Source organism: Prauserella flavalba (assembly GCF_003202235.1).
Lineage (GTDB): Bacteria > Actinomycetota > Actinomycetes > Mycobacteriales > Pseudonocardiaceae > Prauserella_A > Prauserella_A flavalba.
The window spans coordinates 122634-144704 of record NZ_MASU01000008.1; the positions used below are offsets into that span (position 1 = coordinate 122634).

Sequence of the window (22071 nt, forward strand, 5' to 3'; positions counted from 1 at the left end):
GCCACCTGGGCACGAGGGCGACGCCGTACGCGGTGCGGCCCGGTGCGCACGTCGGCGCCCAGCGCGCCGAGCGCCCCGACCAGCTGCTCTTCTGTCCACATCGGATGGATCCTGCCCGCCATGGCTGCCCGGCGCGGGCACGGTCCGCTCCCGTCGACCGCAGCGGGCAGCGGCCGGGCAACTGGGACGAAAACCCCGCGGAGGGGTGCGCACCCATCGGTGGCGTGCGCACCCCTCTACACTCGCGCGCGTGGCCCATCAACCGCTGATCGCACCAAGCATCCTGTCCGCCGACTTCGCCCGTCTCGGCGAGGAGATCGACGCCGTCGCGAAAGCCGGGGACACCCGCGCCGACTGGGTACACGTGGACGTGATGGACGCCCACTTCGTCCCCAACCTCACGCTGGGCCTTCCCGTGGTGCAGTCGCTGCTCAAGGCCACCGACATCCCGCTCGACTGTCACCTGATGATCGAGGACCCCGACCGCTGGGCTCCCGGGTACGCCGAGGCCGGCGCGTACAACGTCACCGTGCACGTCGAGGCCGCGCACGACCCGGTGATGCTCGCCAAGAACCTGCGGGCGGCCGGGGCGAAGGCCGGCCTGTCCATCAAGCCGAACACGCCGCTCGAGGACCACCTCGACACCCTCAAGCACTACGACACGCTGCTGGTGATGTCGGTGGAGCCCGGCTTCGGCGGGCAGTCGTTCATCCCCGAGGTGCTGGAGAAGGTCCGCACCGCCCGCCGCCTCGTCGACACCGGCCACCTGCAGGTGCTGGTGGAGATCGACGGCGGCATCAACGCCGACACCATCGAGCAGGCCGCCGAGGCCGGCGTCGACTGCTTCGTCGCGGGCTCGGCCGTCTACGGCGCGCAGGACCCCGGCCAGGCCGTCGCCGCGCTGCGCGCGCAGGCCGCGAAGGCCAGGGCGGCGCACTGAGGTGACCTTTCCCGCACGCGAGCACGACACCATGACGGTGGCGCTCGCGCTGAGCGAGACCGTGCGCGGCACCACGAGCCCGAACCCTCCGGTCGGGGCGGTCATCCTCGACGCGGACGGCAACCTCGCGGGCCGGGGCGCCACCCAGCCGCCCGGCGGGCCGCACGCCGAGGTGATGGCCCTGCGTGAGGCGGGGGAGCGCGCCAGGGGCGGCACGGCGTTCGTGACGCTGGAGCCGTGCTCGCACCACGGCCGCACGCCGCCGTGCACGGGAGCGCTGCTGGACGCCGGGGTCACGACCGTGCGCTACGCGGTGGCCGACCCGCATCCGCTGGGCGGCGGGGGCGCCGAGGTGCTCAGGGCCGCCGGGGTGGACGTCGAGGGCGGGCTGCTCGCCGCCGAGGCCGCTGGTGGTCCGCTGCGGGCGTGGCTGCACTTCGTGCGCACCGGCCGCCCGCACGTGACGTGGAAGTACGCCGCCACGCTCGACGGCAGGGTCGCCGCCGCCGACCGGACGAGCCGGTGGATCTCCGGCCCCGTCTCGCGCGCGGAGGTCCACGCCATCCGGGCCGCGGCCGACGCGATCGTAGTGGGCACGGGCACCGTGCGCGCCGACGACGCGTGGCTCACCGTGCGCGACGCCGACGGCGCGCTCGCGCCCCGGCAGCCGCTGCGCGTGGTGGTGGGCACCGGCGGCATACCGGAGGGCGCGCGGGTGCTGGACGAGTCGGCGGAGACGCTGCTCGCCAGGACCCACGAGCCCGACGAGGTGCTCACGGCACTCGCGGAGCGCGGCGTGGTGGACGTGCTGCTGGAGGGCGGGCCGACGCTCGCGGGCGCATTCGTGCGGGCCGGCCGGGTGGACCGGATCCTGGCCTATGTCGCGCCGATGCTCCTGGGGGCCGGGCCCGCGGCGCTCGGGCCTTCCGGAGTGTCAACCATCACCGAAGCACACCGTTGGCGGGTCGAAGGGGTCACCATGAGCGGTGACGACGTGCGGATCGCCGCCGTCCCGCTCACCGGCGAGGGAGGCAGCTAGTGTTCACCGGGATTGTCGAGGAGCTCGGCGAGATCGCGCGCGTCGAGCCGTTGTCCGACGCGGCGCGCCTCACGGTGCGTGGTCCGCTGGTGACCAGCGACGCGCGGCATGGTGACTCGATCGCGGTGAACGGCGTGTGCCTGACCGTCGTCGAGGTCTCGGGCGACGAGTTCACCGTGGACGTGGTGCACGAGACGCTCAAGCGGTCGAGCCTCGGCAGGGCCGAGGCGGGCCGCCAGGTGAACCTCGAGCGCGCCATGCCCGCGAACGGCCGGTTCGGCGGCCACGTCATGCAGGGCCACGTCGACGGCACCGCGACCTTCCTCTCGCGCGATCCGGACGGGCTCACGCACTTCGCCTTCCCGGCCCCGCTGGGCCGCTACATCGTGGAGAAGGGCTCGATCGCGGTCGACGGCGTCTCGCTCACCGTCGCCGGCGTCGCCAAGGAGGAGTTCTCGATCGCGCTCATCCCCACGACACTGGAGCTGACCACGCTCGGCCGCACCGAGCCGGGCGACGTGGTGAACATCGAGGTCGACGTCCTCGCCAAGTACGTCGAGAAGCTGGCTGCCGTCCACCTGCCCGGCACCGGGGTGGACAATGGCAAGGGCAAGGAGGACGCGTGACCATGACAGATGCCCGTCCCTCGCTGGACATCGAGACGATCGAGCAGGCGATCCAGGACATCGCCGACGGCAGGCCGGTCGTCGTGGTCGACGACGAGGACAGGGAAAACGAGGGCGACCTCATCTTCGCCGCCGAGAAGGCCACGCCGGAGCTGCTGGCCTTCATGGTCCGCTACACCTCCGGCTACGTGTGCGTGCCGCTCACCGAGCAGGACTGCGACCGGCTCGACCTGCCGCCGATGTACCACACGAACCAGGACATGCGTGGCACCGCGTACACGGTGACCGTCGACGCCTCGGAGGGCGTGAGCACCGGCATCTCGGCCGCCGACCGCGCCCACACGATCCGCCTGCTCGCGGACCCGAAGTCCCAGCCGGGCGACTTCCGCAGGCCCGGCCACGTGGTGCCGCTGCGCGCCAAGGAGGGCGGCGTGCTGCGCAGGCCGGGGCACACCGAGGCCGCCGTGGACCTGGCGCGGATGGCCGGGCTCGCCCCCGCGGGCGTGCTCTGCGAGATCGTGTCGCAGAAGAACGAGGGCGACATGGCCCGGCGCGACGAGCTCGAGGTGTTCGCCGCCGACCACGACCTGCGGCTGATCACGATCGCCGACCTGATCGCCTACCGCAGGCGCAAGGAGAAGCAGGTCGAGCGCGTCGCCGAGGCCCGCATCCCGCTCGCGGCGGGCACGTTCCGCGCGATCGGCTACGACAGCCTGCTCGACGGCATCGAGCACGTCGCCTTCGTCTACGGCGACATCGGCGACGGCGAGGACATCCTCGTGCGCGTGCACTCCGAATGCCTCACCGGCGACGTCTTCGGCTCGCTGCGCTGCGACTGCGGTCCGCAGCTGCAGGCCGCGCTGGAGACCGTGGCCGGGGAGGGCAGGGGTGTCGTGCTCTACATCCGCGGGCACGAGGGCAGGGGCATCGGCCTGCTGCACAAGCTGCAGGCGTACCAGCTGCAGGACGCCGGGGCGGACACCGTGGACGCCAACCTCGCGCTCGGCGTGCCCGCCGACGCCCGCGACTACGGCACCGGCGCGCAGATCCTGAGCGACCTCGGCGTGCGCTCGATGCGGCTGCTCACCAACAACCCGGCCAAGCGGGTCGGCCTCGAGGGCTACGGGCTGCGGGTCACCGGCCGCGTGCCGCTGCCGATCTCGCCGAACCCGGAGAACCTGCGCTACCTGCGCACCAAGCGCGACCGGATGGGCCACGACCTGTCGCAGCTGGAGCATTTCGACGAGGTCGGTGCGGAGGTCGCGGACGTCCGCAACGGTGGAGGACAGGCGTGAGCGGAGAGGGACGGCCCGACGACGCCGGGCTGGAGCTGGCCGAGTGCGAGAATCTGCGCCTCGCGATCGTCGCGACGCGCTGGCACGCGAAGATCACCGACAGCCTGCTGGAGAACGCGGTCAAGACGGCCGGTGAGGTGAAGCTCGCCGACGAGCCGACGGTGGTGCGCGTGGCGGGCGCGGTGGAGCTGCCCGTGGTGGCGCAGGAGCTCGCGCGCAGGCACGACGCCGTGGTGGCCCTCGGCGTGGTGATCAGGGGCGGCACACCCCACTTCGACTACGTGTGCGACGCGGTGACGGCCGGGCTGACGCGGGTGGCGCTCGACGAGAGCACCCCGGTGGGCAACGGCGTGCTGACGTGTGACACCGAGGAACAGGCGCTGGACCGGGCCGGGCTGCCCGGTTCCGCGGAGGACAAAGGCAGGGAGGCGACGGTCGCGGCGCTCACCGCGGCGCACGTCCTGCGCGGCCTGCGCCAGCCCTGGACGGAACGAGGCTTCGGGTGAGTAGTGGCACCGTGACCGAACAGACGACCGTACTGATCCGGCCGAGGCGGGCCGCCTGGATGGCCAGCGCGCTCGCCGTGCTGCTGCTCGTGGTGTTCACGGTGGTCGCCGTGCTGCTGCGCGGCTCGGACACGGGCGTGATCTTCCAGGTGAGCGACCAGGTCGCGATGATCGGCGTCGGCGTGCTGCTGGCGGGGGCGTCGCTGCTGTTCGCCGCGCCCAGGGTGAAGGCCGACGCCGAGGGCATCGACGTGCGCAACGTGCTGGTGAGCCGCCGCTTCGCGTGGGGTGACGTGCTGTCGGTGAGCTTCCCCGACGGCGCCTCGTTCGCCCGCCTGGAGCTGCCGGACGACGAGTACTACTCGGTGCTCGCCGTCCAGGCCGTTGACCGGGACCGCGCCGTCGAGGCCGTGCGCGCACTCCGCAAGCTCCACAAAGCCGCCCGCGGCGAGTAGGCCCACGTGCCCCCAAGGCCACCTTTGTTGCGTTCAACGCAACAAAGGTGGCCTTGGGGGCGGTTTCGTCAGACGGTGAGGTCGACGACCACCGGGGCGTGGTCGCTGGCGCCTTTGCCCTTGCGTTCCTCGCGGTCGACGTAGGCGTCGCTCACGGCGCCCGCGAACGCCGGGTTGGCGTAGACCAGGTCGATGCGCATGCCGTTGTTCTTCGGGAACGCGAGCTGCCGGTAATCCCAGTAGGTGTACGGGCGGTCGTACTTGAGCGCCCTCGGGACCACGTCGGTCAGCCCGGTCTCCCGCAGCATCGCGAGTGCCTTGCGCTCCGGCTCGGTGACGTGCGTCGACTCGGTGAACAACGAGATGTCCCAGACGTCCTCGTCGGTGGGCGCGATGTTGAAGTCGCCGAGCACCGCGAACGGGCGGCCGGCGCCGGACTCGGCGAGCACCGTCGCCTGCAGGGCCTCCAGCCAGCGCAGCTTGTAGGCGTAGTGCGCGTGGCCGGGCTCGCGTCCGTTGGGCACGTACACCGACCACACGCGCACCCCGCCGCACGTGGCACCGATCGCCCTGGGCTCGGTGACGTCCTCGTACGCCGGCTGGTCGGTGAGCCCGCGGGTGACGTCGTCAAGGCCCGCCTTCGACAGGATCGCGACGCCGTTCCACCGGCCCGTGCCGTGGCACGCGACGTCGTAGCCGAGCTCGGCGATCTCGGCCCGGGGGAACGCCTCGTCGGTGCACTTCAGCTCCTGCACGCACAGCACGTCGGGCTGCGCGGACGACAGCCAGCCGAGCAGCCGGGGCAGGCGAGCGGTGACCGAGTTGACGTTCCACGTGGCGATCCGCATGCGGCAACCTTCGCACACATGTTCTGCGTATAACGACCTATACAGCATGGCCCTGGGCCGTACCCTGGGATCATGGCGCGCGCGACGGCGAGGAAGCCCGAGGTGGTCCTGTTCGACGTGTTCGAGACGCTCGTGCGCCTCGACCCGCTGCGGGAACGGTTCCTGGAAGCGGGCAGACCCGGCCACGAGCTGGAGCTGTTCTTCGCCCGCACGCTGCGCGACGGCATGGCGTTCACCCTCGCAGGGGAGGCGCCGCCGTTCCGCGAGGTCGCGCGGGCTCAGCTGGCCGCCACCACCGGCTACACCCTCAGCGACGCGTGGCTCACCCACATCCTGGACGGGTTCGCCGAGCTGCCGCTGCAGCCCGACGCCGAGCCCGCCTTCGACCTGCTGGCCGGCGCCGGGGTGCCCGCCTACGGCTTCACGCACGGCTCCGCCGCGGTCCTGGAGTCCATTGCGGACAGACATGGGATCCGGCACAAGTTCAGGGAGGTCCTGTCGGCCGAGGCGATCCATTCGTTCAAACCACCCGCGAAGGTCTACGAGTGGGCGTGCGGGCGGGCCGGCTCGCGGCCGGAGGCGACCGCGCTCGTGGCCGTGCACTCGTGGGACACCCACGGCGCGGTGCGCGCGGGCCTGCTCGCCGGGTTCGCCACGCGGCTGGAGGGCCGCCTGCCCGAGGTGGTCGAGCGCCCGCACGTGGTGGCCGAGCGGGTCGACGAGGTCGTGGCCGGGCTGCTCGCGCTCTAACGGGGCCCCGGCGGGATGTCGGAGGCTCGCCATAGGCTTGAAGCGTGGCTGACCCCTCGACCTACCGGCCCTCGCCCGGCAGCATCCCGGACGCCCCCGGCGTCTACAAGTTCCGCGACGCCACCAGGCGGGTCATCTACGTCGGCAAGGCCAAGAGCCTGCGCAGCAGGCTGAACTCCTACTTCGCCGACCTCGCCGGCCTGCACCCCCGCACCCGGCAGATGGTCACCACCGCGGCGAGCGTCGAGTGGACCGTCGTGTCCACCGAGGTCGAGGCGCTGCAGCTGGAGTACAACTGGATCAAGGAGTTCGACCCGCGGTTCAACGTCCGCTACCGCGACGACAAGTCCTACCCCGTGCTGGCGGTCACGCTGCACGAGGAGTTCCCGCGCCTGCACGTCTACCGGGGCCCGCGCAAGAAGGGCGTGCGCTACTTCGGCCCGTACGCCCACGCCTGGGCGATCCGCGAGACGCTCGACCTGCTGCTGCGCGTGTTCCCCGCGCGGACCTGCTCCAACGGCGTGTTCCGCAGGCACGGCCAGATCGGCAGGCCCTGCCTGCTCGGCTACATCGACAAGTGCTCGGCGCCGTGCGTCGGCCGGGTGACCGCAGAGGAGCACCGCGACATCGTCGAGGACTTCTGTGATTTTCTCGCCGGCCGCACCGACACCATGATCCGCAGGCTGGAGAAGGAGATGGCTCAGGCGGCGGAGTCGCTCGAGTTCGAGCGCGCCGCGCGCCTTCGCGACGACCTCGGCGCGCTGCGCAGAGCGATGGAGAAGCAGGCCGTGGTGTTCGGCGACGGCACGGACGCCGACGTGATCGCGTTCGCCCACGACGAGCTGGAAGCCGCCGTGCAGGTGTTCCACGTGCGGGGAGGCCGGGTGCGCGGCCAGCGCGGCTGGGTGATCGACAAGGTCGAGGAGATGGACGTCCCCGCGCTGGTGGAGCAGTTCCTCAGCCAGTTCTACGCCGAGCAGGCCGAGCTGGCGGAGGACACGCCGAACGGCGGCGGCGCGGTGGTGCCGCGCGAGGTGCTGGTGCCGGAGCTGCCCGCCGACGCCGACGCGCTCGCCGAGTGGCTGAGCGGGCTGCGCGGCGCCCGCGTGCAGCTGCGCGTTCCGCAGCGGGGCGACAAGCGGGCGCTGGCCGAGACCGTGGCCCGCAACGCGCAGGAGGCGTTCGCCCAGCACAAGCTGCGCAGGTCCGGCGACCTCACCGCCCGTTCGGCGGCGTTGTCGGAGCTGCAGGAGAACCTCGGGCTCGACACGGCGCCGCTGCGCATCGAGTGCGTCGACATCAGCCACATCGCCGGCAGCGACGTCGTGGCGTCGCTCGTGGTGTTCGAGGACGGCGTGCCCCGCAAGTCCGAGTACCGCCGGTTCGCGCTGCGCGAGGCCGCCACCGAGGGCGACGTCGCCGCGATCGCGGAGGTCGTGCGGCGCCGGTTCGCCCGCTACCTCAAGGAGACCGGGGAGAGCGGCGAGCAGGAACAGCCCGAGAGCACGCCCGGCATCGACCCGGAGACGGGCAGGCCGCGCAAGTTCGCCTACCCGCCGAACCTGCTCGTCGTCGACGGCGCGGGCCCGCAGGCGACCGCCGCCGCCGACGTGCTCGCCGAGCTCGGGATCACCGACGTCGCCGTGGTCGGGCTCGCCAAGCGCCTCGAGGAGGTGTGGCTGCCCGCCGACCCGGATCCGGTCATCCTCCCGAGGACGTCCGACGCGCTGTACCTTCTCCAGCGGGTACGCGACGAGGCGCACCGCTTCGCCATCCGGTACCACCGCGAGAAGCGGTCGAAGCGCGTGCAGGCCTCGGCACTGGACGGGGTCCCGGGGCTCGGTCAGGCGCGCAAGGCCGCGCTGATCAAGCACTTCGGCTCCGTCAAGAGACTGAGGCAGGCCAGTGTGGACGACATCGCGGGCGTGCCCGGGTTCGGCAGGCGCACGGCGGAGGTCGTGCACGCCGCGCTCGCGGAGGGGGCAACAGTGAAGAACGAGGGGAGTCACGGACGTGACTGACGAAGAAGCCAGGACCTCGGGCATCGAGGTCGCCGTGGTGAGCGGCCTGTCCGGCGCCGGCCGCAGTACCGCGGCCAAGTGCCTCGAGGATCTCGGCTGGTTCGTGGTGGACAACCTGCCGCCGGAGCTGATCTCCACCATGGTGGAGCTCGGCGCGCAGGCGCGGGGCGCGATCACCAAGGTGGCCGTGGTGATGGACGTGCGCTCGCGGGCGTTCACCGACGATCTCGCGTCCGTGATCAAGGACCTCGACGCGCGCGGCTACAAGCCGAGGGTGCTGTTCCTCGAGGCGACCGACGCGGTGCTGATCCGGCGCTTCGAGCAGGTCCGCCGGGGACACCCGATGCAGGGTGACGGCAGGCTGATCGACGGCATCGCCGCCGAGCGCGCCCTGCTGGCCCCCCTGCGCGAGGAGGCCGACCTGCTGCTCGACACGTCCGCGCTGTCGGTGCACGACCTGCGCGCGAAGATCGAGGACGCGTTCGGTACCGAGGCCAGCAGCCAGACGCGGGTCACGGTGCTGTCCTTCGGCTACAAGTACGGTCTGCCGATGGACTCCGACCTCGTGATGGACGTGCGCTTCCTGCCCAACCCGTTCTGGATCCCCGAACTGCGCGACCACAGCGGGCTCGACGGCGACGTGCGCAACTACGTGCTCACGCAGGAAGGCGCCGAGGAGTTCCTCGACCGCTACCACGAGCTGCTGCGGCTGATCGGCGCCGGCTACAAGCGCGAGGGCAAGCGGTACCTGACGCTCGCCGTGGGCTGCACGGGCGGAAAGCACCGCAGCGTCGCCATTTCCGAGGAGCTCGCCGCCCGTCTGTCCAAAGAGGATGGCATGGCCGTGAAGGTGGTGCACCGGGACCTGGGCAGGGAGTGAGCTCGGGCATGCGGGCCGTCGCACTCGGTGGTGGGCACGGACTGCACGCGACGCTGACGGCGTTGCGCCGCATCACGACGGACGTCACCGCCGTGGTCACCGTCGCCGACGACGGGGGCTCGTCGGGACGGTTGCGCCGCGAGCTGGGCCTGCTGCCGCCGGGCGACCTGCGGCAGGCGCTGGCGGCGCTGTCGGAGGCCGAGGACGGCGGCGCGCTGTGGGCGCAGGTGTTCCAGCACCGCTTCGGCGGCACCGGCGCGCTCACCGGGCACGCGGTGGGCAACCTCCTGCTGGCGGGGCTGTTCGAGGTGCTCGGCGACCCCGTCGCGGGGCTCGACGAGGCGGGCAGGCTGCTCGGGCTGTCGGGCCGGGTGCTGCCGATGTCGGCCGACGCGCTCGACATCGAGGCCGAGGTCACCGGCCTGGAACCCGGCGGCGAGGTCAGCCGCATCCGCGGCCAGGTCGCCGTCGCGAGCACCCCCGGTCAGGTCCGGCGCATCACCCTGCACACCGCGGGCAGGCCGGGCAAACCGCCCGCGGCGTGCCCGGAGGCGGTCGAGGCCGTGCTGGGCGCCGACGCGGTGTTCCTCGGCCCCGGCTCGTGGTTCACGAGCGTGCTGCCGCACCTGCTGGTGCCCGAGCTGCACGACGCCCTCGTGCGCACCCCCGCCACCAAGATCGTCATACTCAACCTCGTTCCGCAGCCGGGAGAGACGGCTGGCTTCTCACCCGAACGGCACTTGGACGTACTCTTCGAACACGCTCCCCGGCTGCGGGTCGACGCGGTGATCGCCGACCGTGACTCCGTGCCGACGCCGGCGCGCCTCCGCGGCGCCGCGGCCGCGCTGGGCGGGCGTGCGCATCTGGCGTCGGTGGCTGACCCGAGCGTGGTGGGACGCCATGATCCGGATGCCCTGGCTGGCTGTGTGCGAGAGGCTCTCGGTCTGACCGAGAGCGAGAGGGAGGGGCAGTAATGGCCATGACGGCTGCGGTCAAGGACGAACTGAGCAGGCTGGAGATCACCAAGACCGCCCCGCGCCGCTCCGAGGTCGCCTCGATGCTGCGGTTCGCGGGCGGTCTGCACATCGTCGCGGGCAGGGTGGTCGTGGAGGCCGAGCTGGACACCGGCTCGGTCGCAAGGCGGCTGCGCAAGGAGATCTACGACCTGTACGGCCACCAGGCCGACGTGCACATGATCACCTCCGGCGGGTTGCGCAAGGGGACGCGCTACGTCGTGCGGGTGGTGAAGGACGGCGAGGGTCTCGCCAGGCAGACCGGGCTCATCGACCAGCGTGGGCGCCCGGTGCGCGGGCTGCCGGCCGCCGTGGTCTCCGGCGGCATCGCCGACGCGGAGGCCGCGTGGCGGGGCGCGTTCCTCGCGCACGGTTCGCTGACCGAGCCGGGCCGGTCGTCGTCGCTCGAGGTGACCTGCCCCGGCCCCGAGGCGGCGCTCGCGCTCGTCGGCGCCGCGCGCAGGCTCGGCATCCAGGCGAAGTCGCGGGAGGTGCGAGGCGCCGACCGCGTGGTGGTGCGCGACGGCGACGCGATCGGCGCGCTGCTCACCCGGCTCGGCGCCCACGAGAGCGTGCTGGCGTGGGAGGAGCGCCGGATGCGCCGTGAGGTGCGCGCCACCGCCAACCGGCTCGCCAACTTCGACGACGCGAACCTGCGCCGCTCCGCCCGCGCCGCCGTGGCCGCGGCCGCGAGGGTCGAGCGGGCGATGGAGATCCTCGGCGACACCGCGCCGGACCACCTGCTCGCCGCCGGCAAGCTGCGGCTGACCAACCGGCAGGCGTCGCTGGAGGAGCTCGGGCAGCTCTCCGACCCGCCGATGACGAAGGACGCCGTCGCGGGCCGCATCCGGCGGCTGCTGGCGATGGCCGACAAGCGCGCGGGCGAGCTGGGCATCCCCGACACCGAGTCGGCGGTCACGCCGGACATGCTGGAGGAAGAGGCGTAGGGGTGTGAACGCGGCCCGTTACGTGGGCCCGGCACTCCGCCGAACTCGTAACCCAGCGGTTTCCCGCGCGCGCCCCGGCTCGAAACGCGGCGGGCCAACTCTCGATCACGGCAGCACAGCCGGTTCGAGGAAAGGGGCCCTCGTGCACGCGACAGGGACTGGGGTGGACACCGCCGAGAACGCCGTACCGGCGGCGATCGGCACCTGGCTGCGCCGGCGCTCCGCTCGCGCCGACGACTGGACGGCGGCCGAGCTGGTGGCCGCCAAGCGCGGGCGCACCGTGAGCGTCGTGATCCCGGCCAGGGACGAGCAGGAGACCGTGGGCGAGATCGTGCGGACCATCCGCACCGCGCTCGTCGACGAGCATCCGCTGGTGGACGAGGTGCTGGTGGTCGACTCGCACTCCACCGACGCCACGGCCGAGGTCGCCGCCGCGGCCGGGGCGACCGTGGTGGCGCAGGACGCCGTGCTGTACCCCCTGCCGGGCCTGCGCGGCAAGGGGGAGGCGCTGTGGAAGGGCCTCGCGGCCACCACCGGCGACCTCGTGGTGTTCGTCGACGGCGACCTCTACGACTTCACGGCTGGGTACGTCATCGGGCTGCTGGGCCCGTTGCTCGCCGACCGGGGCGTGGACTACGTGAAGGGCTTCTACCACCGGCCGCTCGTCGGCGCCGGGCACACCGACGCCGACGGCGGCGGGCGCGTCACGGAGCTCGTGGCGCGGCCGCTGCTGAACATGTACTGGCCGCAGCTGGCGGGTTTCGTGCAGCCGCTCGCGGGCGAGTACGCGGGCAGGCGCGAGGTGCTGGAGCGCATCCCGTTCGTGACGCACTACGGCGTCGAGGTGGGTCACCTGATCGACCTGGTGGAGTGGCGGGGCCTCGACGCGCTCGCGCAGGTGGACCTCGGGACCCGGACCCACCGGCACCAGGGCACGCAGGCGCTGGGGCGGATGTCGGGCCAGATCATGCTGACGATCATGGACCGGCTGAAGGCGCACGGGCGGCTCGTGTCGGCCGAGTCCCCGAGCACGCTGCTCGCCCAGTTCCAGCGCGGCGAGCCCACTCACGGCGTCGAGCGGGAACTGGTGCTCACCGACCTGGCGCTCACCCAGCGCCCGCCGCTCTCCACCTTCCGCCAGAGGGAACCCCTCCGCGAATCGGCGTAGCCCGACTGCCCCCAAGGCCACCTTTGTTGCGTTCAACGCAACAAAGGTGGCCTTGGGGGGCGGTCAGTCGGCCATGTCGGCGATGGCGATCACCCTGGTGATCTTCGCGCGGACCAGGAGCTCGCCCTCGACGGCGTTGCGCTTGCCGAACGCCTCCGCCTGATCCTCACCCATGTACCGGCCGCCGATCATCGTCGACCACGGGAGCATCTCGTCGAGGTCCTCCGAGATCCGCGCCTCGGCCGTGAACTGGACGAAGTGGTACGGCGGCCGCTGGTCGTCGACGGTCACCGAGATGCGCGGGTCCCGGCGCAGCGCCTTGCCCTTCACCGTGCCGGCGCCCGTGTTGAAGATCAGCTCGTCGCCGTCGGGTCCCTCGTTGAGCACGAACCAGATCGGCGTGACGTGCGGGGAGCCGTCGGCCCGCACCACGCCCAGCTTGCCGGTGAGCGTGCCGGAGCCCGCGAACTTCCACCACTCGTCTCTCGTCATCTCGCGCATGAGCTGCAAGCTACCTCCCGCGCAGGCGGGCCCGCCCGTCTCCCACCACCGCCCAAGAGGACACGCTCCGCGTGGCTCACCTAGTCTTTGGCGCTGTGCGTGTTGACGACATGGCCGGGCTGGGGGATCCCGACGAGGGGCTGGCCCGCAGGCTCAAGGCGCTCGCGTGCACCGCGCCCCTGCACGACCTCGACGCGCGCAAGGCGAAGCTGGACTGGGCCGACGCGACGGTCTACCAGATGGCCGAGATCGGCTTGCACACGATCGACCAGGTCACCATCGCCATGGACTTCGACACCGGGGCCGACCACCAGCAGGTGGTCAACCGGCTGCTGCCGTTCATCGCGGCGCAGGCGCCCGGCAGGGGCGCGGGCGAGCACACCCGCGTCGCGCGCTGGGTCCTGGACAACCTGATCAACGTCGGCACCACCGACCGCGGCTTCCGGCGCGTCTACGGCTCGGTCGACGCCGACGGGCGGTACCGGCGCCGCGCGTTCGACTTCAAGCTCCTCGTCGAGCTGGCCGCCCCGGACGGCGAGGTGTACCTGCGGGCCACGGACGAGGCGATCAACGTGCTCGTCGGCGCGCTGGACACCGATGTGGAGTCCGCGCAGATCGCCGCCGAGGTGAAGCTGGAGAACCTGATCACCAGGGGCAGGCTCGCCGACGCCAAGCTGGCCGCCGAGCAGGCGCGCTACCGCACCGTGCAGTACGGCGAGACCCTGCGCGCCAGGCTCGACGCCACCCGCCGCGACGTGCGGTCGGTCGACTGGGAGCGCGAGGTGCCGGAGCTGCTGGACTCGGCGCTGTCGCACATCGAGTCCCGGTTCCGCGCCGAGACCGCGATCCTCAAGAACATCACCGCCGCCCGCGACGAGGCCGAGGACCCAGGCCACAAACGGCGCGCGGCGGAGCTCGTCGAGATCGTCGGCGACTGCATCCGCAGGCACACCCAGCTCCAGTCGCGCCTGCAGGCCGCGGGCGCGGTGTTCCGGGCAGAGCAGGACCGCCAGCAGTTCTCCGGCCCGCCACAGCGCGCCGCGATCGACGTGTTCGGGCAGCTGCTCACGCCGACGCTGGAGCTGCCTCTGGCCGACGCGGTCGCCCCGACGCAGGCGTTCTTCCACGCCGCCACGGGCATCGCGGTGCCCGCGCTGCCGTCGCTGCCGTCACTGGTGTCGCTGCTCCTGCGGCCCGCGCCCGAACGGGAACAGCTCGTCGGCGAGGTCCCGGAACCCGAGCTGGCGCCGGCCGAGGTGACCGACAGCTACAGCGACGAGCAGTGGCGCCTCGCCGACGAGCTGCTCGACCTGCCCGAGGTGCCGCGCAGGCTCTCCGGGCTGCTCGCCGAGGCGCGGGAGACCGACGCGGGCGTGGCGCGGCTGGTGGCCCTGCGGGCACTGCACGCCTACGGTCCCGAGGTGGGCGCCGCGATCAGGCAGGGGGAGCGGCGGGTGCTGCTCGCGTTCGACGACGGCACGATGCTGGACGATCCCGAGTTCGGTGGTGCGGACCTCCTGCTCATGTCCGCCGGGGTCGACGGCAGGGACGGCACCGAAACGGAGGAGGTGGCGTGAGCACAGGACATTCGTCGGCGGACGCGGAGGCCGCGGCGCGGCTGGTGTCGTTCGGCATGCGGCCGAAGCTGCTGCCCGGCCGTGACGTGGTGTACGGCGAGCTGGTGCGCCGCTACGGCGAGGACAGTGCCTTCAAACAGCTCACGCACGCGGTCGCCGCGGGGCTCGGGCTCATGGTGCTGGAGGTCAGCACGCAGGCGGGCGCGGTGCTGGCCGCCACCGACGAGTCGATCTTCGAGATCAAGATGGACACCTACGCGCGGCAGAGCAAGATCCGCGAGCGGCGTGACACCGAGAAGGTGCTGCACGGGCTGATCCACCTCGCCACGGCCGCGCTCGGCTACCCGAGGCCCGACGACCTCGCCAACGACACCTACATCGGCCGCGTGAGCGTGGAACAGGTCGACGGCGTGGTCCGCGAGGCGTGCCGGATCCTCGACGAGCGGGCCGGCGGCAACAAGGACCCGCTCGCCGACGCGCCCGAGCTGGAGCAGGCGTGGCGGGCGTATGCGCGCAGGCCGGCCGCCGCCGCGACCAAGGACGGCAGGCTCGCCTCGGACACCACGCGCGGGATGGTGGCGAGGGCGCTACGGTTCCTGTCCGAGCACGGGTTCCTGGTACAGGTGAGCGGCGAGCAGGGCGGCACCTACCGCACCACGCCGCGCTACCAGGTGCAGGTGCGCGAGCTGGCCGCCGACGCCGCGTTCGACGAGCTGCTGACACTGGGAGTCGTGTCGGTGCCCGGCGGCGAGGGCAGCCTGCGGGCCACCGCTTCCGACACGCTGTAGGGACGAGAGGGATGAGGGACCAGGCGGCACCCGAGCGGGCCACCGAGCGCGCTACGGCCGAAGGCCCCGCGATCGTGGCGGCGGGGCGACCGGACGGTCACACAGGACGAAGGCGGCAGGGCGGAGCCCCGGCGACGCGATCGTGTCGCGCGCAGGGTCGCCGAAGGTAGGGGGAAGAACGCATGTACGAGCTGTCGCGGGTGCGGCTGCACTCCGTGGGGCCGAGCGGTGCCCGCTACCAGGACGTGCTGCTGGACCTCAGCGGCGTCGGCGAGGTGATCACCGCCCCGAAGCAGGACGCGCTCTTCGGCGCGGGCATCCACAGCGCCGAGCAGGGCCTGCCGCGCAGGCCGTCGCCCGCCAGCGTGCTGTTCCTGGAGAACGGCGGCGGCAAGTCGGTGCTGATCAAGCTGATCTTCTCCGTGATGTTGCCGGGCAGGCGGCAGGTGGTGGGGACCACCAACACGCGCGTGCTGGAGAAGTTCGTCGGTGCCAAGGACGTCGCCCACGTGGTGCTCGAATGGCAGCACACCGAGACCGGCGAGCGCGTGATCACCGGCAAGGCGTCGGAGTGGCGCGGGCACGTCGCCTCGTCCGACCCGGCGAACCTCATCGACTCCTGGTACTGCTTCCGGCCCAGCACCTCCGTCGGCCTCGACACGCTGCCGCTGACGGAGGACGGCAGGCTGCTCACGATGTCCGGCTTCCACGACCGGCTCGGCGAGCTCCACGCCGAGGTGCCCGAGCTGGAACTGTTCTGGACGCGCAGGCACCACGAGTGGACCGAGCGGCTCGACCTGCTGGGCCTCGACACCGAGCTGTTCCGCTACCAGCGGGCGATGAACGCGGGCGAGGGTGAGGCCGCCGACGCGTTCGCGTTCAACACCGACGAGGCGTTCGTCGAGTTCCTCCTGCGGGCCGTGGTGACCGAGGACGAGCCGAAGGATCTCGCCGAGGTGGTGGCCACCTACGCGCACAACCTCGCCCAGCGCGGCGACCTCATGTCCGAACGCGACTTCGTGGCAGGGGCGCTGGACCTGCTCACCCCGCTGACCGACGAGGAACGGCTCGCCGCCGCGTCCCGCAAGCTCGCCGCGTCCGCGCGCGGCGAGCTGGAGACGCTCGCCGGGCGGATCGCCGCGCGGGACCGGATCGAGAACGAGCGGCTCGCGGGCCTGGAGGCGCACGTCGAGGAGGTCGCCGACGCCGAGAAGCTCGCCGAGGGCGACCATCGCCGCCTCTCCGCCGTGGTCACCGAGTTGCGCCGCACGGTCGCGAGCCTGCTGCTCGACGAGGCGCAGGCGAGCAAGGAGCGCGTCGACGCCGAGCTGGCCGAGGCGAAGACCCTCGCCGAGGCGTGGCGCGAGACCAGCACCGTGCTCACCCACCTCAACGCCACGCGCAGGGCCCGCGACATCCGCGAGCTCGTGGGCACCCGCGAGCAGAAGGCCCAGCCTGCGCTGGAGGCCAAGAACGCCGCCGCGCTCGCGCTCGCCAGGGGACTGCTGGGGCTCGCGCGCGAGGCGCAGGCGCAGGCCGACGAGGCCGAGAGCGCCGCCGAGGCGGCGCGAGCCGAGGCCGAGCAGGCGCAGGCCGACCGGGACGAGGCGACCGGCACGGCCGCCAACCGGCGGGCCGAGGCCGACGGGCTCACCGCCCGCATCGAGGAGGTGCGCGCCGAGATCGCCCGCGCGAGCAGGGACGGACTGCTGGCCTCGGGGGCCGACGTCGGCGACGCGGCCAGGATCGCGAGCGCCGCCGCCGAGACCGCCGCGGCGGAGCTCGCGCGCAGGGAGGCCGAGCTGGAGCGGGTCGCCGAGGAGTTCGGCGCCGCGCAGTCCGCCGTCAACGAGGCCCACCGCACGGCCGGGTCGGCCCGCGACCGCGCGGAGCGCACCGCCGAGGAGCTGGAGCGCGCGCACCGGCGCACCGACAGCCTCGCCGCCGAGGCCCGGCTCGGGGAACTGCTCGGCACCGGCGACGTCGCGCTGGAGACCGACACCCCGGCGCTGCTGGACCGGCTGCGCGAGGCCCGCGGCACCGCGGAGAACGAGCAGACCGCGCTGCGCATCGAGGAGTCGCTCGACGAGCGCGCGCTGGGCGCGCTCGGTTCGGGCGGCCTGCTGCCACCGCCGCAGGAGGTGCAGGCCGCGCTCGACGCACTGGAGGCGGCGGGCATCACGGCGTGGTCCGGCTGGCGCTATCTGTCCAAACTAGACTCCGAGCGCCGGGCGGAGGCCCTGCGCCGCGCGCCACACCTGGTGTCGGGCGTGCTGCTGAACGACGCCGCGCACCTGCCGAGAGCGCGGGAGGTGCTGGCCGAGCAGCGGCTGCTGCCGAGCGCCGCGATCGCGGTCGGCGTCACGGCCTCGCTCGCGGACGCGGACCTGGACGCCGCGCCGGGCGTGGAGTTCCTCGTGCCGCCCAACCCCGCGATGTACGACGAGGAGGCCGCCGACAGCGAGCGCGAGGCCATCGCGCGCAGGCAGGCCGAGCGGCACCGGCGGCTCGCGCGGCTGGAGGAGTCGATCGGCGCGGACGCCGCGCTGTCGTGGAAGCTCACCACGTGGCGCGAGGACTACCCGCCCGGCAGCATCGCCGTGCTCGCGGAGCAGGCGCAGGCGGCCGTCACCGCGCGCGACGCCGCGGACGCGGCCGTCGCCGAGGCCGAGGCGCGGCTGGAGCGGCTGACGTCCACACGCGACACCGCGCGCGAGCGCGTTCCGGCTCTGCGCGCCACCCTGCGGGAGGCTGAGGAGAAGGCCCGGCGGCTGGAGGACCTCGCTGGCCGGGCCGCCCGCATTCCACAGTGGACCGAAGAGGCGGCGCACGCGCGGGAGATCGCCGACCGCGCCGAGGCGAGTGCGCTGGAGGCGGGCGCCAAGGCCGCACGGCTGCGCGAACGTGCCGCGGAGCACCAGCGCACCGCCGACGGCCACCGCAGGACCGCGAGCACCGCGAGGGCGGAGCTCGCCGAGGTGCCCGGCGGCGGCTCGGTGTCCGAAGCGGACACCGCGCCCTCGGAGCCGGTGGACGCGCTGCGCCGGGCCTTCGCCTCCGCGGCGGAGGCGTACGCGAAGGTCGAGGTGGGCAGCGACCTGCGCGCTGAGCTGGAACAGGCCGAGAGCGCGGAGTCCTCGGCGAGGGCCGCGCTGGAGAACCTGCCCGAGGCCGTGCGGGCACTGGCCGGGGAGCTGCTGGAGACCCCGGACGGCTCCGACGCCTCCACGAGGGCCGCGGCGCAGGCCAGGACCGCACGGACCGTGTCGGCGCTGGAGGACGAGCGCGCCGAGGTGATTGGCCTGCTCGCCACGCGCAGGGCCGAGCTCGACCAGCTGCCCAGGCAGCAGGGGCCGCTCGACTCCTTCGACAAGCCCCGCGCCGTCGAGCACGGCCGGGAGCTGATCGACGCCGCGGCCGCCGAGGTCTCCGCCGCCGCCCGTACGTGGGAGGAGCTGCGCGAGCAGCGGGCCGCCGCGCAGGCGTCGCTGGACTCGGCGCGCCAGTCGGCGTCCGGGTTCCGGCTGCTCGCCGAATCGCTCGCCCCGTACCTGCCCTCCGGGGAGCCGGACCAGGTCTACGACGCCGACGTGGACACCGCGCGGGCCCGCTACAGCGAGCTCAGCGCGAGCCTCACGCGGGCACAGGAGACCGTCGACGAGTCGGAGAAGCGCGTGCGCGCGGCCGCCGACACGCTCGCGCAGTACGCGACCGAGAAGCGGTTCGAGAAGCTCACCACGCCGGTGCGCCAGCAGGTGATCTCCGTGCGCCGGGACAACCTGCCGCAGCACGCGGAGGAGTGGGCGCAGGCGCTGCGGCCCCGGCTGCGCACGCTGACCGACGACCTCGCCCAGATCGACCGGCACCGCTCCGGGATCATCACGCGGTTGCAGAGCATGGTCGAGGGCGCGTTGCGCACCCTGCGTTCCGCGCAGCGGGTGTCCCGCCTGCCGGACGGGCTCGGCGACTGGTCGGGTCAGGAGTTCCTGCGGATCCGCTTCACGGAGCTGGAGGGCACGGAGCTCGCCGAGCGGCTCGGCGACGTGGTGGACGAGGCCGCGGCGGGCAAGACCAGCGACGGCAGGGACGTCAAGCGGGACGGGATGTCCCTGCTGCTGCGCGGTGTGCAGGCCGCGGTGCCGAAGGGCTACCGCGTCGACATGCTCAAGCCGGACTCGGTGCTGCGGACCGAGCGGCAGCGGGTGTCGGAGATCCGGGACGTCTTCTCGGGTGGTCAGCAGCTCACCGCGGCGATCATCCTCTACTGCACGCTCGCGGCACTGCGGGCCAACAACCGCGGCAAGATGCGCAACCCGCACTCGGGGGTGCTGTTCCTCGACAACCCGATCGGCCGCGCCTCGGCGGGCTACCTGCTGGAGCTGCAGCGGGCGGTGGCGAAGGCGCTCGGCGTGCAGCTGATCTACACGACGGGGCTGTTCGACGCCGGGGCGCTCAGCGAGTTCCCGTTGATCATCCGCCTGCGCAACGACGCCGACCTGCGGGCTGGCCGCAAGTACCTGTCCGTGGAGGCGACGCTGCGGCAGCAGCTCGACGAGCTGGCGGAGCCGGACGGCGTGGCCCGCCTCTCGGCGACCCGCCTCTACGCGAAGCCCGCGGCCACCGCCTGACCACACAGGTGCGCTAACTGTCCCCCAAGGCCACCTTTGTTGCACTCAACGCAACAAAGGTGGCCTTGGGGGACAGCCGGGGTCAGTCCTTGCGGCCGGTGAAGGCGAGGGTGGCGCCGAGGCCGATCATCGTGAGGCCGCCCGCGCCGCCGACCAGCTCCAGTCTGCGCGGCGAACGGGCGAACCAGTCGCGTGCCGTGCCCGCGACGAACGCCCACGCGCTGTCCGACAGCACCGCGATCACCGGCAGCAGGACGCCCAGCACCAGGATCTGCAGGGGCACCGACCCGGCCTGCTGGTTCACGAACTGCGGCAGCACGGCCGCCAGGAACACGATCGACTTGGGGTTGAGGAAGCCCACCACGAACCCGTCGTGCAGCACCCGCAGGGTGCGTCCCCGCGTGGCCTCGATTCCGGCGCTGAACACGTCGGCCAGTGAGCGGCGGTGCCGCCACGCCTGCACGCCCAGGTACACCAGGTAGGCGGCACCGGCGAGCTTGACGATCGTGAACACCGTCGCCGAGCGCTCCACGAGCGTGCCCAGCCCGAAGGCCACGGCCACGACCTGCGCGTACACGCCGGCGGCGTTGCCGAGCACGGTCAGCAGCGCGTCGCGGCGCCCGACCGTGAGCGCCCGGCTGATGGTGAACAACACGCTCGGCCCGGGGACGACGACCATGACGAACGTGAGTGCGGCGAAGGCGGCCAGCTGGCTCGCGGAGACCATGCCGCCGAGCCTACGGCGATTGTCGGGAGCCGGTGGTAGGAAAAAAGTTGTGACCCGGAACGTGAGCGTCGCCGAGCGGCGGGCGCGCCTGGGGGTGCGGCACCGGCTCGCGCCCCCGGCCCGCGCGAGCAGCCCCGAGGACGTCGCCGAGAGCCTGCTCGCCCTGCATGCGACCGACCCGGCGAGCGTGTACCTCGCGGCGGCAGCGCGGATGGCGCGGCCGGAGGTGGGCGCGGTCGAGGACGCGCTCTACGAACGGCGCTCGCTGGTGCGGATGCTGGGGATGCGGCGCACGATGTTCGTCGTGCCCGCCGATGTGGCGCCGCTGGTGCAGTCCGGCTGCGCCGTCGACATCGAGCGCAAACAGCGGCGACTGCTGCTGCAGCACCTCGAGCAGACCGGCATCCCCGGCCTCGACCGGTGGCTGCGCGACGTCGAGGACGCCACCGTGCGGGCGCTCGAGGCGCGGGGCACCGCGCACGCCACGCAGCTGGCCGAGGACGTGCCGAGGCTGCGCACGGAGATCGTCATGGCGCGCGGCAAGCCGTACGAGTCGCGCGGGTACATCACCAACCGCGTGCTGGTCCTGCTCGCGGTGAGCGGGCGGATCGTGCGCGGCCGCCCGCGCGGCACGTGGCTGTCGACGCAGTACGAGTGGGCGCCCGCGGACAAGTGGCTGCCCGGCGGGCTCGGTGACCTCGACCCCGACACGGCGCGGGTGGAGCTGGCGCGACGCTGGCTCGGGACGTTCGGGCCCGCGCAGGTGAGCGACCTGGTGTGGTGGACGGGCTGGACCGCGCGCCAGGCCAGGCAGGCGCTGGCCGCACTCGGCACCGTCGCCGTCGAGATGGACGGCATTCCCGGCGTCGTGCTGGCCGGGGACGCCGACCCGGTCCCGGAACCGGAGCCGTGGGTCGCGCTGCTGCCCGCGCTCGACCCCACTGCGATGGGCTGGGCCGAGCGCGGCTGGTTCGTCGGCGCGCATCGGGCGGCGCTGTTCGACCGCACCGGCAACATCGGGCCCACGGTGTGGAGCGACGGGCGGGTCGTCGGCGGCTGGGCACAACGCCCGGACGGCGAGGTCGTGGTCCGGCTGCTGGAGGACCCCGGCACCGAGGCGGCCGCCGCGATCGAGGCCGAGGCGGCCCGGCTGACGGCGTGGCTCGGCGACACCGTGGTGGTCCCCAGGTTCCGCACACCGGTCGAGAAGGAGCTGTCTTCTTGATCGATTCCCTGAATGCTTCGAGGTGGGGGACGTCTCGCTCGGGGGATGAGGGTCCGCCCAGGCCAGGCACGCTAGGGTGGCGGTTGAACCCGAAGATGTGTACCCCGGCTCCGGCCGGGTCGAACCCTTGAGGAGAG

At 73.0% G+C, this 22071-nt stretch carries 19 protein-coding genes; 16 read left to right on the forward strand and 3 right to left on the reverse strand.

Annotated elements, in window-relative coordinates:
• Positions 1-265 precede the first annotated feature (265 nt).
• From rpe to BA062_RS20995, 6 genes are read left to right on the forward strand one after another with little or no spacing between them, the layout of a single operon-like run.
• Positions 266-940, forward strand: coding sequence for a ribulose-phosphate 3-epimerase (gene rpe, locus BA062_RS20970; RefSeq protein ID WP_168214052.1), 675 nt, complete (start codon positions 266-268; stop codon positions 938-940).
• A gap of 31 nt (positions 941-971) precedes the next feature.
• On the forward strand, positions 972-1979 hold the full coding sequence (ribD, locus tag BA062_RS20975) for a bifunctional diaminohydroxyphosphoribosylaminopyrimidine deaminase/5-amino-6-(5-phosphoribosylamino)uracil reductase RibD (RefSeq protein ID WP_110339670.1): 1008 nt from the start codon (positions 972-974) through the stop codon (positions 1977-1979).
• Positions 1979-2605 carry a riboflavin synthase gene (locus BA062_RS20980; protein WP_110339320.1) on the forward strand — a complete coding sequence of 209 codons (627 nt, stop codon included), beginning with the start codon at positions 1979-1981 and terminating at the stop codon, positions 2603-2605. The genes ribD and BA062_RS20980 overlap by 1 nt, the downstream gene beginning before the upstream one ends.
• A gap of 2 nt (positions 2606-2607) precedes the next feature.
• The gene (locus BA062_RS20985; RefSeq protein WP_110339322.1) at positions 2608-3900 is read left to right on the forward strand and encodes a bifunctional 3,4-dihydroxy-2-butanone-4-phosphate synthase/GTP cyclohydrolase II; all 1293 of its coding nucleotides are present in this window, start codon (positions 2608-2610) and stop codon (positions 3898-3900) included.
• Complete coding sequence (gene ribH, locus BA062_RS20990) at positions 3897-4406, forward strand: 6,7-dimethyl-8-ribityllumazine synthase (protein WP_110339324.1); 510 nt, start codon at positions 3897-3899, stop codon at positions 4404-4406. The genes BA062_RS20985 and ribH overlap by 4 nt, the downstream gene beginning before the upstream one ends.
• A 59-nt stretch (positions 4407-4465) precedes the next feature.
• Positions 4466-4861 (forward strand): PH domain-containing protein, encoded by a 396-nt coding sequence (locus BA062_RS20995; protein ID WP_210406953.1) that lies wholly within the window; start codon positions 4466-4468, stop codon positions 4859-4861.
• A 68-nt stretch (positions 4862-4929) separates the two neighbouring features.
• Here the strand turns inward: BA062_RS20995 and BA062_RS21000 are convergent, their stop codons facing one another.
• Positions 4930-5709 (reverse strand): exodeoxyribonuclease III, encoded by a 780-nt coding sequence (locus tag BA062_RS21000; protein WP_110339328.1) that lies wholly within the window; start codon positions 5707-5709, stop codon positions 4930-4932.
• A gap of 72 nt (positions 5710-5781) precedes the next feature.
• On the opposite strand from BA062_RS21000, the gene BA062_RS21005 reads away from it, so the two are divergent.
• The 6 genes from BA062_RS21005 (at position 5782) to BA062_RS21030 (ending at position 12488) form a co-directional block, all read left to right on the forward strand.
• Positions 5782-6459, forward strand: a complete 678-nt coding sequence (locus tag BA062_RS21005) for an HAD family hydrolase (RefSeq protein ID WP_110339330.1) — start codon at positions 5782-5784, stop codon at positions 6457-6459.
• A gap of 44 nt (positions 6460-6503) precedes the next feature.
• Positions 6504-8480, forward strand: coding sequence for an excinuclease ABC subunit UvrC (gene uvrC / locus BA062_RS21010; RefSeq protein ID WP_110339332.1), 1977 nt, complete (start codon positions 6504-6506; stop codon positions 8478-8480).
• Between the two features lie 22 nt (positions 8481-8502).
• Positions 8503-9360 carry an RNase adapter RapZ gene (rapZ, locus tag BA062_RS21015; RefSeq protein WP_110339672.1) on the forward strand — a complete coding sequence of 286 codons (858 nt, stop codon included), beginning with the start codon at positions 8503-8505 and terminating at the stop codon, positions 9358-9360.
• Between the two features lie 8 nt (positions 9361-9368).
• The gene (locus BA062_RS21020; protein WP_110339674.1) at positions 9369-10334 is read left to right on the forward strand and encodes a gluconeogenesis factor YvcK family protein; all 966 of its coding nucleotides are present in this window, start codon (positions 9369-9371) and stop codon (positions 10332-10334) included.
• The gene (gene whiA, locus BA062_RS21025; protein WP_110339334.1) at positions 10334-11320 is read left to right on the forward strand and encodes a DNA-binding protein WhiA; all 987 of its coding nucleotides are present in this window, start codon (positions 10334-10336) and stop codon (positions 11318-11320) included. Before BA062_RS21020 ends, whiA begins: the two co-directional genes overlap by 1 nt.
• Positions 11321-11483: 163 nt before the next feature.
• Positions 11484-12488 carry a glucosyl-3-phosphoglycerate synthase gene (locus tag BA062_RS21030; RefSeq protein ID WP_245959926.1) on the forward strand — a complete coding sequence of 335 codons (1005 nt, stop codon included), beginning with the start codon at positions 11484-11486 and terminating at the stop codon, positions 12486-12488.
• 63 nt (positions 12489-12551) lie between these two features.
• Here BA062_RS21030 and BA062_RS21035 read toward each other — a convergent pair whose 3' ends face one another.
• On the reverse strand, positions 12552-12989 hold the full coding sequence (locus BA062_RS21035; RefSeq protein ID WP_110339338.1) for a PPOX class F420-dependent oxidoreductase: 438 nt from the start codon (positions 12987-12989) through the stop codon (positions 12552-12554).
• Positions 12990-13099: 110 nt separating this feature from the next.
• Between BA062_RS21035 and BA062_RS21040 the strand changes: the two genes are divergently transcribed.
• The 3 genes from BA062_RS21040 to BA062_RS21050 all read left to right on the forward strand — a co-directional run bounded on the left by BA062_RS21040 (position 13100) and on the right by BA062_RS21050 (position 19982).
• Positions 13100-14566, forward strand: a complete 1467-nt coding sequence (locus tag BA062_RS21040) for a hypothetical protein (RefSeq protein ID WP_245959944.1) — start codon at positions 13100-13102, stop codon at positions 14564-14566.
• Positions 14563-15354, forward strand: coding sequence for a hypothetical protein (locus BA062_RS21045; RefSeq protein WP_110339340.1), 792 nt, complete (start codon positions 14563-14565; stop codon positions 15352-15354). The genes BA062_RS21040 and BA062_RS21045 overlap by 4 nt, the downstream gene beginning before the upstream one ends.
• 182 nt (positions 15355-15536) lie before the next feature.
• Positions 15537-19982 carry a coiled-coil domain-containing protein gene (locus tag BA062_RS21050; RefSeq protein ID WP_110339342.1) on the forward strand — a complete coding sequence of 1482 codons (4446 nt, stop codon included), beginning with the start codon at positions 15537-15539 and terminating at the stop codon, positions 19980-19982.
• Positions 19983-20064: 82 nt separating this feature from the next.
• Here BA062_RS21050 and BA062_RS21055 read toward each other — a convergent pair whose 3' ends face one another.
• Complete coding sequence (locus BA062_RS21055) at positions 20065-20709, reverse strand: LysE family translocator (RefSeq protein WP_110339344.1); 645 nt, start codon at positions 20707-20709, stop codon at positions 20065-20067.
• Positions 20710-20758: 49 nt separating this feature from the next.
• On the opposite strand from BA062_RS21055, the gene BA062_RS21060 reads away from it, so the two are divergent.
• On the forward strand, positions 20759-21934 hold the full coding sequence (locus BA062_RS21060; RefSeq protein WP_110339346.1) for a winged helix DNA-binding domain-containing protein: 1176 nt from the start codon (positions 20759-20761) through the stop codon (positions 21932-21934).
• Positions 21935-22071: the final 137 nt, after the last annotated feature.